The organism is Streptomyces sp. NPDC107562 (assembly GCF_055657325.1).
Genome location: NZ_JBVKBE010000014.1, coordinates 94,959 through 108,327 on the forward strand (window position 1 = coordinate 94,959; position 13,369 = coordinate 108,327).

Consider the following 13,369-nt stretch of genomic DNA (forward strand, 5'->3'; position numbering starts at 1 on the left):
GGTGCCCGGCGCGTGTCCTGCCGTACGGTCAGACGTCGTACGACTTCCTGGGCAGCGCCAGTTCCACCGGACCGTCGTAGACCGCGCGGGCGTCGGCGAGGTTGACCTGCGGGTCGGTCCACGGGGGGATGTGGGTGAGGAGCAGCCGGCGGGCGCCCGCCCGGGTGGCCGTCTCGCCCGCCTCGCGGCCGTTGAGGTGCAGGTCGGGGATGTGCTCCTTGCCGTGCGTGAAGGCGGCCTCGCACAGGAAGAGGTCGGTGTCCCGGGCCAGTTCGTCCAGGGCGCCGCTGACGCCGGTGTCGCCGGAGTACGTGAGCGTCCGTCCGGCGTGCTCGACCCGGATGCCGTACGCCTCCACCGGGTGGGCCACCCGCTCGGTGTGCACCGTGAAGGGGCCGATGTCGAACGTGGACGGCTTGACGGTGTGGAAGTCGAAGACCTCGCTCATGGAGGAGGCCGACGGGGTGTCGGCGTAGGCGGTGGTCAGACGGTGCTCGGTGCCCTCGGGCCCGTAGACCGGGAGCGGGTCGCAGCGGCCGCCGTCGTGACGGTAGTAGCGCGCCACGAAGTAGCCGAGCATGTCGATGCAGTGGTCGGCGTGCAGATGGCTGAGGAAGATCGCGTCGAGGTCGTAGAGACCGCAGTGGCGCTGCAACTCGCCCAGGGCGCCATTGCCCATGTCGAGGAGCAGCCGGAAGCCGTCGGCCTCGATGAGGTAGCTCGAACAAGCCGATTCCGCGGACGGGAACGACCCGGAGCAGCCGACGACGGTGAGCTTCATGAAGCAGAAACCTCCGCGGGCGGATGGGGAGTATCGGGGGGGTCGTGCGGTCCGTCGAGCGTAAGGCGCGAAAGGTCCGGTCGCTCCTCCGCCAGGGGCCGTTGTGGGGGAACTCACCTGTGCTGTCACCGGTTCGGCTGGACCCGGCGGGCGCCGCCCCCACGTCGTGCGGGCCGCGGTGGGGCGAGCGGGCGCGGGGGAGGGCGCGCGGGCGGGTGCGTACGCCGGTAACGTCATCGTATGGACACGTCCTGGTGGTTGGCACTCGCAGCGGTGGTGCTGCTCGCGCTGGTCGCCGCGCTCGTGGACGGCTGGGGGCGGCGTCCCGCGGGCCGGCGGACGCGGCCACCCGGGCACCCGGAAGGGCCGGCGGCACGGCCGCGGGCGGCGGAGATCTGGTGGGCCAACGTGCCCTACGAGGACGGGCCCGGCGCCAAGGACCGGCCGTGCCTGGTGCTGGCGGTGCACGGGCGGCGGGCCACGGTCGCGAAGATCACCAGCAAGTACCACGACGAACGGGCCGGGGTGATCCCGCTGCCGCCGGGTTCGGTCGGGGACACCCAGGGCCGGACGAGCTTCCTGGAGACGGACGAGCTGCGTGAGGTCGCGCTGTGGGAGTTCCGGCGCCGGGTCGGGGTGGTGGACCCGGTCCTGTGGGACCAGGTCCGCCACCTGGCGACCTAGGGCCTGTGCCTGCGCGGGGCGGGGGTCAGGCCCAGAGCTGACCCTGCAGGGTCTCGATCGCTTCCTCCGTGGTGGCCGCCGTGTAGACGCCCGTGGAGAGGTACTTCCAGCCGCCGTCGGCCACGACGAACACGATGTCCGCGCTCTCGCCGGCCTTGAGCGCCTTGGTGCCGACACCGATCGCGGCGTGCAGGGCCGCGCCGGTGGAGACGCCCGCGAAGATGCCCTCCTGCTGGAGCAGTTCACGCGTGCGGGTGACCGCGTCGGCGGAGCCGACCGAGAAGCGGGTGGTCAGCACGGAGGCGTCGTACAGCTCCGGTACGAAGCCCTCGTCGAGGTTGCGCAGGCCGTACACCAGGTCGTCGTAGCGCGGCTCGGCGGCGACGATCTTGATGTCCGGGCGCTGCTCGCGTAGGAAGCGGCCGACGCCCATCAGGGTGCCCGTGGTGCCGAGGCCCGCGACGAAGTGGGTGAGGGAGGGCAGGTCGGCGAGGATCTCCGGGCCGGTGGTGGCGTAGTGCGCGCCGGCGTTGTCCGGGTTGCCGTACTGGTAGAGCATCACCCAGTCGGGGTGCTCGGCGGAGAGTTCCTTGGCGACGCGCACGGCGGTGTTGGAGCCGCCCGCCGCCGGGGAGGAGATGATCTCCGCGCCCCACATGCCGAGCAGGTCCCGGCGTTCCTGCGAGGTGTTCTCGGGCATCACGCACACCATCCGGTAGCCCTTGAGCTTGGCCGCCATGGCGAGGGAGATGCCGGTGTTGCCGGAGGTGGGCTCCAGGATGGTGCAGCCCGGGGTGAGCCGGCCGTCCTTCTCGGCCTGCTCGATCATGTGCAGGGCCGGGCGGTCCTTGATCGAGCCGGTCGGGTTGCGGTCCTCCAGCTTGGCCCAGATCCGGACCTCGGCGGACGGCGAGAGCCGCGGCAGGCGCACCAACGGGGTGTTGCCCACCGCGGCCAGCGGGGAGTCGTAACGCATCGGGCCCGGAGCCTCAGGCCATGCCGCCGGCCACGGCCGGCAGGATCGTGACGTTGTCGCCGTCGGTCAGCTTGGTGTTGATGCCGTCGAGGAAGCGGACGTCCTCGTCGTTCAGATAGACGTTGACGAAGCGGCGCAGCTGGTCGCCGTCCACGATGCGGGCCTGGATGCCCGTGTGCCGGGTGTCGAGGTCGGCGAACAGGTCGGCGAGGGTGGCCCCGGCGCCTTCGACGGCCTTCTGACCGTCGGTGTACTGGCGGAGGATGGTGGGGATGCGGACCTCGATGGCCATGGCTCAGGGCTCCTGTCGGGAGAAGTCAGGTTCGGTGGGCGCGCGGCAGCGCGGTGACAGCAGGTCGTGCGTACGTCGCGCCGCGGCTCACGGCCGTACGGCGGCAGGCGTCGGCGTCAACAGATGGCGCTGGCGAGCCTGCACAGGTCGACGTGCAGCCGCGCCACGAGCAGGGCGCCCGGCGTCTTGTCGCTCACGTCGAGGGAAACCATGGGCTCATCGTATCGATTCCTGGTCCGGGTCCTGGAATGTGATCTCGGATGGTGGATGAAATCTGACCGAATCCCGGGATCAGTAGGATTCCACGACCCTGACCTCCTCCTCCGTGACCTCGCCCTCGACGATCCGGAAGGAGCGGAACTGGAAGTCGCCGAGACCGTCGGTGTCCGCGGTGGACACGAGGACGTAGTGGGCGCCGGGCTCGTTGGCGTAGGAGATGTCCGTGCGGGACGGGTAGGCCTCGGTCGCCGTGTGCGAGTGGTAGATGATCACCGGGTCCTCGTCGCGGTCGTCCATCTCGCGGTAGAGCTTGAGGAGATCGCCGGAGTCGAACTCGTAGAACGTGGGCGAGCGGGCGGCGTTCAGCATCGGCACGAAGCGCTCGGGGCGGCCCTCGCCCACCGGGCCCGCGACCACGCCGCACGCCTCGTCGGGGTGGTCCTCACGCGCGTGGGCGACGATCCGGTCGTACAGGTCCTGGGTGATGGTCAGCATGCCCGTCAGGATAAGCAGAGGGCCGTCCCGTACCGAGGGGTGGTACGGGACGGCCCACATGCCGGACGTCCGGAGCGGCGGCGGCAGAGAGCACCACGAGCGCTCGCTGCCGCCGGACGTCCTCGCGTTGGTCAGCCGACCTTCTCGAGCTCCGAGGTGCGACGCTCGGCGATCTGCGGGTTGCGTGCCTTGAGGACCATCCAGCCGACCCACAGGGCCGCGGCCCAGCCGGCCATCACGTAGAGGCAGACGCGGGCGTCGGCGTCGTAGGCGATGATGCCGGTCACGAACAGCAGGAACGCGATGGCGACGTACGAGCACTTCGCGCCGCCCGGAGCCGGGAAGGACGAGGCGGGCAGCCGGCCCGCGTCGACCGCGCGGCGGTACAGGACGTGGCTGATCAGGATCATCAGCCAGGTCCAGATGCCGGCGGCGGTGGCGATGGAGGTGACGTAGCCGAAGGCCTTCTCCGGGACGACGTAGTTCAGGACCACGCCGATGCCCATGAAGCAGACGGAGACCAGGATGCCCAGAGCGGGGGTCTTGGTCGACGACAGCTTGGTGAAGACCCGCGGGGCCTCGCCGCTCTCCGCCAGGTTCCGCAGCATGCGGCCCGTGGAGTACATGCCGGAGTTGCAGGACGACAGCGCCGCGGTGAGCACCACGAAGTTGACGATGGCCGCGCCCGCCGGGATGCCGATCTGCGCGAAGGCCTCGACGAACGGGCTGACACCTGGCGCGAACTCGGTCCACTTCACGACGCAGAGGATGACGGTGAGGGCACCGACGTAGAACAGGGCGATGCGCCAGGGCAGGGTGTTGATCGCCTTGGGGAGGGTCTTCTCGGGGTTCTCGGACTCGCCGGCCGTGACACCGACCAGCTCGACCGCGAGGTAGGCGAACATGACGCCCTGAAGGGTCATCAGGGAGGAGCCGATGCCCTTGGGGAAGAAGCCGTCGAAGGCCCAGAGGTTGGAGACGGCGGCCGTGTCGCCGGCGCTGCTGAAGCCGAAGGTCAGCACGCCGAGGCCGATCACGATCATGCCGATCAGGGCCGTGACCTTGACCATCGAGAACCAGAACTCCAGCTCGCCGAAGAGCTTCACGGAGATCAGGTTGACCCCGAACAGGATCACCAGGAAGACCAGTGCCGTCACCCATTGGGGAATGGACGGGAACCAGTAGTTGACGTAGATCGCGGCGGCGGTGAGTTCCGCCATGCCGGTGACGACCCACATCAGCCAGTACGTCCAGCCGGTGAAGTAACCGAAGAACGGGCCGAGGAACTCGCGGGAGTACTCCGCGAAGGAACCCGAGACGGGGCGGTAGAGCAGGAGCTCGCCGAGCGCCCGCATGATGAAGAAGATGATCACGCCGGCGAGGGCGTACATCAGGATCAGGCTGGGGCCGGCCTTGGCGATGTTCGCCCCGGCACCCAGGAAGAGGCCGACGCCGATGGCGCCGCCGATCGCGATCATCTGGACCTGACGGCTGCCGAGCCCGCGCTCGTACCCCTCTTCAGGAGCGTCCGTGACCTTCTCAGAGGCCATGTGTAGTGCGCCTTTCTCCATGCCGATCCGGACCTCTCGTCGGCCTCGGATCGGGTTTCGATCCCCCCGGATTGATGGAGCTGAGCAGCCCTCCCAAGGCCGCTCGTGCCTGGCCGACGGTCGCCGGCTCGGTGGCGCACCCGGCGCGACATAAGGGTGGTGTTCGCCGGGCGGTCGTGAAGATTTATCACGGCCGCAACATTGATCGCCCGAGGGGTATGTGGCGCACGACACAGGAAGAACCGGACAAATAAGTACCAAAGAGCCCAAAGGCGGCCACAGCGGTGACAGGATCGTTATCCGGAATTGAGCGTCCGCTGAGCGAACACATCGCCTTCACAATCAGGGCAAAAGGGTGGAGATCTCAGGGCATAAGGGTGGAGACCAATGTCTCCTGAAGCCCTCCGAGCCACAGATAGGCCATCACCATGGGCTTGCGCGGGTCCTCGTCCGGCAGTCCGTAGAGAAGATCGGTGTCGTCCTCGTCGGAGATCTCCAGCCGGGAACCGATGGCGAGACGCAGATCGTTCAGGGCGCCCAGCCACTGCTGAGACCGCTCAGGGGTCAGCTGCAGCACCGCCCCGCCGTCCCCCGGGGAGGCCAGCTCGTCCAGCGAGCGGATCACCGCGAGGGCGTTCTCCCGCTTGCCGGCCCGCAGGTCGTTCTCGGTGTAGCGGCGGAACTCGGCGGAGTGCGCCCGCTGCTCCTCGTCCTCCTGCGGCTGCTCGGGGTCGCTGTAGGCGTCCGGGAACAGGCGGCGGAGCACCGGGTCGGAGGGCGGTTCGCTCGGTCCCTCGGCGAACAGCTCGGCCAGCGGGTCGGCGGAGGCGTCCTCGCCGGGGCCGGGGCCGATGAGCTCCAGCAGCTGGACGGCCAGCGACCGGATGATGGAGATCTCGACGTCGTCGAGGGCGACGGCCGCGCCGCCGCCGGGGAGCGGTTCGAAGGTTCCTGGCATGGCGGCGATCGCTACTTCCGGTCCTGCTGGAGGGTGGCCCACAGACCGTAGCCGTGCATGGCCTGCACGTCGCGTTCCATCTCCTCGCGACTGCCGCTGGAGACGACCGCCCGGCCCTTGTGGTGGACGTCGAGCATGAGCTTGGTGGCCTTGTCCTTGGAGTAGCCGAAGTACGACTGGAAGACGTACGTCACATAGCTCATGAGGTTGACCGGGTCGTTGTGCACGATCGTGACCCAGGGGACGTCCGGCTCTGGTACGGCAGAGACCTCCTCCGCCGGCTCGGTGCGTTCGATCTCGATGGGAGCGGCTGACGTCACAAGACCCATGCTGCCATGGGCCCCACAAATCGTCACACTGACGAAATGGGGTGTAGCATCCTTGCCATGAACACAGCGGACCTTGGGCTGCCGGTGGACGTCCCCTCGACCGCCCTCTTCACGGACCAGTACGAGCTGACGATGCTCCAGGCCGCGCTGAAGGCCGGCACCGCCGGACGGCGCAGCGTCTTCGAGGTCTTCACCCGGCGGCTGCCGGAGGGGCGCCGCTACGGCGTGGTGGCCGGGACCGGCCGCGTGCTGGACGCCGTCGAGAACTTCCGCTTCGACGCGGACGTCCTGCGCTTCCTGCGCGAGGGCGGGATCGTCGGCGAGGAGACCCTCGACTGGCTCGCCGGCTACCGCTTCTCCGGCGACATCTGGGGCTATCCCGAGGGCGAGGTCTACTTCCCGGGCTCGCCGATCATGCGCGTCGAGGGCAGCTTCGCCGAGTGCGTGCTGCTGGAGACGGTGATCCTCTCCATCCTCAACCACGACTCGGCGATCGCTGCCGCGGCCTCCCGGATGTCCTCGGCCGCCGGGGGCCGCCCGCTGATCGAGATGGGCGCCCGGCGCACCCACGAGCTCGCCGCGGTCGCCGCCGCGCGCGCCGCGTACGTCGGCGGCTTCGCCTCCACGTCCGACCTGGCCGCCGGCTTCCGCTACGGGATCCCGACGGTGGGCACCTCCGCCCACGCCTTCACCCTGCTCCACGACCGCGAGCGGGACGCCTTCCGGGCCCAGGTCGCGTCCATGGGACGGGGCACGACCCTGCTCGTGGACACGTACGACGTCGCGGAGGCCGTGCGGACGGCGGTGGAGGTCGCCGGGCCCGAGCTCGGGGCCGTGCGGATCGACTCGGGCGACCTGCTGCTGGTCGCGCACCGGGTGCGTCAGCAGCTGGACGCGCTCGGCGCCACGGGCACGAGGATCATCGTGACCTCGGACCTCGACGAGTACGCCATCGCCTCGCTCGCCGCGGCGCCCGTGGACGCGTACGGCGTCGGCACCCAGCTGGTCACCGGTTCCGGACACCCGACCGCGTCGATGGTCTACAAGCTGGTGGCCCGCGCCGAGTCCGAGGAGCCGAGGGCGCCGCTGGTGGCGGTGGCGAAGAAGTCGACCGGCGGCAAGACCTCCGTCGGGGGCCGCAAGTGGGCCGCCCGGCGGCTGGACGAGCAGGGCGTGGCCGAGGCGGAGGTCGTCGGCACGGGGGCCGTCCCGGCGGGGCTGGTCGACCGGCAGCTGCTGGTCGAGCTGGTCAAGGGCGGCGAGGTGGTCGCCCGCGAGCCGCTCGACGCCGCCCGGGACCGGCACATCGCCGCCCGCGCCGCCCTGCCCCTGTCGGCGACCCAGCTGTCCCGGGGAGAGCCGGTCCTGCCGACGGAGTACGCCACCGACGGTCAGTCCGTTCCGGCGGACCGACGGGGGGCGTGAGCGCGCGCGCCCCGTAGCGCCCCCTCCCGCTGTGAGCCCGGAGTCTCTAGGCTCGGAGGTTCAGCTCCACCCGCCGGACCGGGCCCGCACCCCCAGCACCAGGCTCCGCCGCCCTGTACCGAACCGCCGGGACCACGGTCGCCAGACCCCATAACCGTAAGGACACCGACCATGCGCCGCGCCTTGATCGTCGTAGACGTGCAGAACGATTTCTGCGAGGGGGGAAGTCTCGCGGTCGCCGGCGGTGCCGATGTGGCCGCCGCGATCACCGAGCTGATCGGGCAGGCCCCCGCCGGGTACCGCCACGTGGTGGCGACCCGTGACCATCACATCGCGCCCGGTGGCCACTTCGCGGACAACCCCGACTACGTGCACACCTGGCCCGCGCACTGCGTGGCGGGCACGGAGGGCGTCGGCTTCCACCCGAACTTCGCCCCCGCCGTCGCCTCGGGCTCGGTCGACGCGGTCTTCGACAAGGGCGCGTACGAGGGGGCCTACAGCGGCTTCCAGGGCGCCGACGAGAACGGGACCACGCTGGCCGCGTGGCTGCGCGAGCGGGGCATCGACGAGGTGGACGTCGTCGGCATCGCGACCGACCACTGCGTGCGCGCGACGGCCCTGGACGCGGCCCGCGAGGGCTTCCGCACCCACGTCCTGCTGGACCTCACGGCGGGCGTCGCGGAGGCGACCACGGAGAAGGCCCTGGAGGAGCTCCGCGCGGCAGGCGTGGAACTGTCGGGCAAGCCGGTCGTCTGACCCCGGGGCCCCGGCCCTCAGCGCGCTGCACGGCGGACAAGACGCCCGGCACGTACGGACCCACGCGGGCCGGCCAGCGGGATGCGGGCTCCGGGTGTGCGTCGCGAGGCGGGTGAGGCTTCCGGCGGGGTGGGTCTCCCCCGGGACGGCCCGCAGCGCGCCGCGCGGCGGACCAGGCTTCCGGCGGCGGGCGGGCGCCCTCGGCACGGCCCCGGGCGAGCGGGACTCACGGCGGCATGCGGGCTCCCGGGGTGCGTCGCGAGGCGGGTGAGGCTTCCGGCGGGGTGGGTCTCCCCCGGGACGGCCCGCAGCGCGTCGCGCGGCGGACCAGGCTTCCGGCGGCGGGCGGGCGCCCTCGGCACGGCCCCGGGCGAGCGGGACTCACGGCGGGTGCTGGCTCTCGCGGGGCGTCGTGTGGCGGGTGGGTTCGATCCGTCCCGGGCTACGTCGCGCCCCGGCGGCGTATCGACTCCGCGGGACGGCCCGTGAGGCGTCGGACGGCACACGGCGTTCGGTGCGTGCGGGGGGTGGGGGCCGGGGCGTGGGTCACATCTGGGCCGTGGGGCGGCGTAGCAGGGCCCGGATGGGGCGCCAGAGCTCCTGGGTGAGGTCGGGGCCGCCGAGGGTCGCGTCGGGGGCCGTGCGCCATATCAGGCCGTCCGGGTGGTGCAGGACCGCCGTGATCTCGTCCGGGGTGGGTGGGGCCGCGTTGCCGCGCAGGTAGACCGCCCGCAACCCCAGGTTGCGCAGCCTGGTCAGGGCGCGCGCCCGGTTCTGGGCGTGGACCAGCACCCGCACCGCGGCGGATCCGTCGGCGGCGGGGCTGGGCAGGTTCAGCGCCACCACCACGGTGCCGTTCGGCAGCTTGCAGAAACCTCCTGCGGCCATGTCGTCATACCCCCGTATCAGCCGGTGTCAATAAGAGAACCACAGGAGGCACCTAAACACGGATCGGCGGTGACCCGCCAGGGGGTCACCGCCGATCACGCTCTGACCTGGGCAGATACCGATTACCTACCCGCGGGGCCGACCTCCAGCTCGATCGTGGAGCCGTTCGCGGCCTCCTCCAGGATCTTGATCTTCGTGTTGGTGTCAGTGATCTTGACGCCGGCGGTCGGGTTCGACTCGTCGTAGTAGTCACCGGTGCGGTCGTTGAAGACCGAGACACCCTTCGACCCCGGGATGTACTTCGCCACGTCCGCCTTGTGCAGCGTCATGCCGTCGGTGCGGCCGAGGCTGAACGGCGAGTCGTAGGCCTGGATGCGGTTGCGCATCAGCGTGCCGTCGGCCCACTTGAGCGCGGTCGGGTGGGAGTCGATCGGCAGCACCAGACCGGTACCCGCGTGCTGGCTGGTGTTGTTGTCCGCCTGGGAGGTGTCCCACTTCCAGATCAACAGGCCGTTCTGGTACGCGTAGTGCTCCACCCAGTCCGGGCGCTCCGTGAAACCGAAGTTGTACGGGCCGGTCTTGAGCGTCTCGTCGTACGACACGTACTGCCGGTTCTCGGCGATGTAGTACTGCGCGTAGTCCTTGGTGAAGGACGCGCCGACGCGGGAGAAGCCGTTCGCGGCCCAAGCGCCGTCCGCCGTCTCGGCGTTGTCGGTGAACAGGGGCGCGCCGTCCGCGGTGACCGTGATCGCGTCGGCCGTGAAGCCCTTCAGGGCCACGCCGCCGTCGCTCTGGTAGCGGAAGCGGAGGCCGATCTTCTTGCCCGCGTAGGCGTCGAGCGGGTACGCGAACTTCTTGTACCCGTCGAGGGTGCCGTGCAGGGCGGGCTTGTCGCTGCCGTCCCGCGGGACCGGCTGCCCGTCCACCGTGCCGTCGAGGGCGGTCCAGTTGGCGCCGCCGTCCGTCGACACCTCGGTGTAGAGGTAGTCGTAGTTGGCCTCGATGTCGTACCAGCCGTCGAAGGTCAGCTCGGCGGCCGACTTGCCGGTGAGGTCGACCGTACGCGTCAGCGTGTTCTTGAGGTTGTCACCGCTGCCGCTCCACCACTGGGTCTGCCCCTCGGAGGGGGCGATGATCTCGGTGGTGACGGCCTTCTTCGGAAGCGTGACGACCAGCGCCTGCTTGTGCTTCGTGTTGTACTCGGCGACGCCCAGCTTGTGCCAGGAGTTGACCCCCGCCTTGGCGGTGTCGTAGTTCAGCCAGCCGAGCTGCAGCTTGTCCCAGGCCGTCATGTCGCCGGGCAGGTTGCCGATCTCGTTCTTGCCGGTGCCGAGCCAGGAGCCGGACGACATCAGCGTCCAGAAGCCGGTGGAGTTCTCGCCGCCCGCGGTGTCGTAGTGGTCCGGCAGACCGAGGTCGTGGCCGTACTCGTGGGCGTAGACGCCGAGTCCGCCGTTCTCGGGCTGGACGGTGTAGTCGCCGACCCAGAGGCCGGTGGAGCCGATCTGCGTGCCGCCGAGCTTGTTCTGCTCGGGGCCGGTGGCGCCGGCGTCGGTGCCGAAGGCGTACCAGCGGTGCGCCCAGATCGCGTCGGTGCCCTGGGCGCCGCCGCCCGCGGACTCGTCCTCGCCCGCGTGCACGACCTGGAAGTGGTCGATGTAGCCGTCGGGCTCGTTGAAGTCGCCGTCGCCGTCGAAGTCGTAACGGTCCCACTCGTCGAAGCGCGCGGCGTCCGCCTTGATCTGCGCGTCGGTGCGGCCGGCCGCCTTCTGCTGGGCGACCCAGGCGTTCAGACCGTCGCTGACGACGTTCCACACGCTCGGGCAGTTGGTGTCGCCGCAGGCGTTGTTGCCGTAGCGGGCCTCGTTGTAGGGGACCTTCACCCAGTCGGAGACCTCGCCCTCGACCGAGTAACGGCCGGAGGACTGCTTCTCGTAGTACGTCTTGACCGAGTCGACACCCTTGCCGGAACCGAAGTACAGGTCCTCGAAGTGCTGCTGGTCGTAGTCGGCCTGCCAGGCCGTGGAGTTGTCCTTCTTGCGGTCGGGCTTGGCGATCTTGTTGTGCAGCGGGCCCGGGGTGCCGCCGTAGCGGGGGTCGGTCTGGTCGCCGAACTCGACCAGGATGGTGAAGATCTTGTCGGTCTTCTCCCGGCCCAGCTCGACGTACTTGGCGTCGCCCTTCTTGCTCTTGAGCTGCACGACCTTCGAGCCGTCGCGCTCCTTCACGGAGGCTTGGCCGGATATGACCTGCTTCAGCGCCTCCTCGCGCTGGGCCTCGACCGTCTTGCTCAGCGGGCCGTCGAGGTTGTGCTCGTGGCCCTTGTGGTTCTCCGGCGAGGCGGGGTCGTGCCGGTCGGCGGCGGGCGCCTTGGCAGCCGGGCCGGCCGAGTCCGCCTGGGCCACGGTGAGGCCGGAGAGCGTGGCGGTGGCCGCGGCGAGCGCGACCGCGGTCGCGGCAGCTCTCGACGTCCAGGATCTACTGGTCACTTGAGTTCCTCCCCAGCGTCCGGGGCGCGCGGAAAGGGGGGTTGGATGGAGTGCGTGGTGGTGCGTCCGCGCGCGCCTGATCGACGCGTGTAGTCAAGTGCCGACATTTGACTAGAGGTTGCGGAGAAAAGACAGACCTTGACTTGAGCAGGACAACTGCACTATGCGGAGATGACATTTCGCTTACCGAACAAGTCGGGATACGTTCTCCGGGCGCGCGGGACGGCCGGACCGGTGGCCGACATGACTCGGTGCGCCCCCTGTGCATCGGCACTGTTGGTCAGGTCACGCTTACGGTTCGTTCCGGTCGGGCATGCACGCGAAGAGATTCTGTCCGCACCCTCCCCCGCAGCGTGAGGCACGGGGGGAGTCCACCCCCATTCTTCGAGGACACGATTGCCATGCCTCGTCCGACCGCCGCACAGCTCGCCTACGGTTCCTGCACCGTGATCTTCTCGACCCTCGCCATGCTGCTGCTGTCACAGACGAGTTCGGGTGCGGGGATCGCGGTCATCGCCGTCGCGGCACTCCTGCTCGGGCTGCTGGTCGCCATGACGGTGCCCATGCCGAAGCGAACCCCGATACCCGCGCCACGACCCGCCACCGACGTGGCGCCGCCGAGGCCGGCGACGGTGCGCCGCGAGCCCGTACGGGAGCCGACGGCACACTGAGGAAGTCACCGGCAGCGCACGGTACGGCGGGCCCGTCACCTCCCAGGTGACGGGCCCGCCGTCGTCCGGGCGGCTCACGTGGTGCTGACCACCACGGTCTTGGCCGCCTTGTCGTGCAGCCCCTGCTTGTAGGGCCGGTCGAAGAAGCTCCAGCCGCCGCAGATCGCCGTCCAGATGCAGGCGCAGCAGAACGCGAACGGAATCCACAGCACCGAGGCGCGCAGCAGCGAGGTCTGGACGGAAGGCGTGGCTCCGTTGTCCAGATGTGCCACGCGCATGTTCAGCCATTTCTTGCCGAGGGTCTGCCCGGACTTGGCGATCATGATCGTGTCGTACGCGATGTAGAGCACGGCCGCGATGACGGACTGCGCCACGGAGTCGCCGACGTCGACCCGGTCGGCGTCCACCTGGTACTCGTCCACGTTGAAACCCCAGGTGATCAGCCAGACCACGATCCCGACCAGCACCATGTCGATGATCCGGGCCAGGGTGCGCTTGCCGCTGTCGGCGAGCGGGGGCATACCGGCGAGCGGATCGGCGGGGGGCTCACCACCGCCGTACGGACCGCCTCCGTACGGACCGCCGCCGTAGGGCCCACCGCCGTACGGACCGCCGCCCTGCGGACCGCCTCCGTAGGGTCCGCCCCCGTACGGGCCGCCGCCGGGGGGTGGCGGCCCACCGCCGTCGGGCGGGGGCTGCTCGCCGCCGCCCGGGGGCCTGTCGTACGGCGAACCGGCCCCCTCACCGGGCGGGGGCTGCTTCTTGAACGGGTCGTCCTCCGGCGGCTGCCCGCCGGAACCGGGCGGCGGTTCGGTGCTCATGGCCCGAGTCGAACCCGAACCCCGTGACTCCGCAT

The 13,369-nt window shown here is 70.3% G+C and carries 15 protein-coding genes; 4 read left to right on the top strand and 11 right to left on the bottom strand.

Annotation, left to right across the window (positions count from 1 at the left end; genetic code table 11):
• Positions 1-28: 28 nt before the first annotated feature.
• The gene (locus ACZ7LV_RS30835) at positions 29-781 is read right to left on the bottom strand and encodes an MBL fold metallo-hydrolase (protein WP_471944126.1); all 753 of its coding nucleotides are present in this window, start codon (positions 779-781) and stop codon (positions 29-31) included.
• 240 nt (positions 782-1,021) lie between these two features.
• Here ACZ7LV_RS30835 and ACZ7LV_RS30840 point away from each other — a divergent pair, with 240 nt between their 5' ends.
• On the top strand, positions 1,022-1,465 hold the full coding sequence (locus tag ACZ7LV_RS30840) for a type II toxin-antitoxin system PemK/MazF family toxin (RefSeq protein ID WP_471944128.1): 444 nt from the start codon (positions 1,022-1,024) through the stop codon (positions 1,463-1,465).
• Between the two features lie 25 nt (positions 1,466-1,490).
• Here the strand turns inward: ACZ7LV_RS30840 and ACZ7LV_RS30845 are convergent, their stop codons facing one another.
• From ACZ7LV_RS30845 to clpS, 7 genes are all read right to left on the bottom strand, one after another.
• The gene (locus ACZ7LV_RS30845) at positions 1,491-2,441 is read right to left on the bottom strand and encodes a PLP-dependent cysteine synthase family protein (protein ID WP_471944130.1); all 951 of its coding nucleotides are present in this window, start codon (positions 2,439-2,441) and stop codon (positions 1,491-1,493) included.
• A gap of 13 nt (positions 2,442-2,454) precedes the next feature.
• Positions 2,455-2,733: a MoaD/ThiS family protein gene (locus ACZ7LV_RS30850; protein WP_471944132.1), complete on the bottom strand. Its 279-nt coding sequence runs from the start codon at positions 2,731-2,733 to the stop codon at positions 2,455-2,457.
• A gap of 116 nt (positions 2,734-2,849) precedes the next feature.
• Positions 2,850-2,945, bottom strand: a complete 96-nt coding sequence (locus ACZ7LV_RS30855) for a putative leader peptide (protein WP_450975594.1) — start codon at positions 2,943-2,945, stop codon at positions 2,850-2,852.
• Positions 2,946-3,024: 79 nt separating this feature from the next.
• A complete protein-coding gene (locus ACZ7LV_RS30860) occupies positions 3,025-3,447 on the bottom strand; it encodes a M67 family metallopeptidase (RefSeq protein ID WP_471944135.1) in 423 nt (140 codons plus the stop codon).
• A gap of 131 nt (positions 3,448-3,578) precedes the next feature.
• Positions 3,579-4,997, bottom strand: coding sequence for an amino acid permease (locus ACZ7LV_RS30865; RefSeq protein WP_471944137.1), 1,419 nt, complete (start codon positions 4,995-4,997; stop codon positions 3,579-3,581).
• Positions 4,998-5,361: 364 nt separating this feature from the next.
• On the bottom strand, positions 5,362-5,955 hold the full coding sequence (locus ACZ7LV_RS30870) for a DUF2017 domain-containing protein (protein ID WP_471944139.1): 594 nt from the start codon (positions 5,953-5,955) through the stop codon (positions 5,362-5,364).
• An 11-nt stretch (positions 5,956-5,966) separates the two neighbouring features.
• The gene (gene clpS, locus ACZ7LV_RS30875; protein WP_471944141.1) at positions 5,967-6,284 is read right to left on the bottom strand and encodes an ATP-dependent Clp protease adapter ClpS; all 318 of its coding nucleotides are present in this window, start codon (positions 6,282-6,284) and stop codon (positions 5,967-5,969) included.
• Positions 6,285-6,341: 57 nt separating this feature from the next.
• Here clpS and ACZ7LV_RS30880 point away from each other — a divergent pair, with 57 nt between their 5' ends.
• Both ACZ7LV_RS30880 and ACZ7LV_RS30885 read left to right on the top strand, forming a co-directional pair.
• A complete protein-coding gene (locus ACZ7LV_RS30880) occupies positions 6,342-7,709 on the top strand; it encodes a nicotinate phosphoribosyltransferase (protein ID WP_471944142.1) in 1,368 nt (455 codons plus the stop codon).
• Positions 7,710-7,880: 171 nt separating this feature from the next.
• Positions 7,881-8,465, top strand: coding sequence for an isochorismatase family protein (locus tag ACZ7LV_RS30885; protein ID WP_471944144.1), 585 nt, complete (start codon positions 7,881-7,883; stop codon positions 8,463-8,465).
• A gap of 546 nt (positions 8,466-9,011) precedes the next feature.
• On the opposite strand, the gene ACZ7LV_RS30890 is transcribed toward ACZ7LV_RS30885, so the two are convergent.
• Positions 9,012-9,353, bottom strand: a complete 342-nt coding sequence (locus tag ACZ7LV_RS30890) for a hypothetical protein (RefSeq protein ID WP_401681010.1) — start codon at positions 9,351-9,353, stop codon at positions 9,012-9,014.
• A 122-nt stretch (positions 9,354-9,475) separates the two neighbouring features.
• On the bottom strand, positions 9,476-11,842 hold the full coding sequence (locus tag ACZ7LV_RS30895; protein ID WP_471944146.1) for an immune inhibitor A domain-containing protein: 2,367 nt from the start codon (positions 11,840-11,842) through the stop codon (positions 9,476-9,478).
• Between the two features lie 401 nt (positions 11,843-12,243).
• On the opposite strand from ACZ7LV_RS30895, the gene ACZ7LV_RS30900 reads away from it, so the two are divergent.
• Positions 12,244-12,513 (top strand): hypothetical protein, encoded by a 270-nt coding sequence (locus ACZ7LV_RS30900; RefSeq protein WP_401681016.1) that lies wholly within the window; start codon positions 12,244-12,246, stop codon positions 12,511-12,513.
• A gap of 74 nt (positions 12,514-12,587) precedes the next feature.
• On the opposite strand, the gene ACZ7LV_RS30905 is transcribed toward ACZ7LV_RS30900, so the two are convergent.
• Entirely contained in the window at positions 12,588-13,334 is a 747-nt protein-coding gene (locus tag ACZ7LV_RS30905; protein WP_471944148.1) for an RDD family protein, read from the bottom strand.
• Positions 13,335-13,369: the final 35 nt, after the last annotated feature.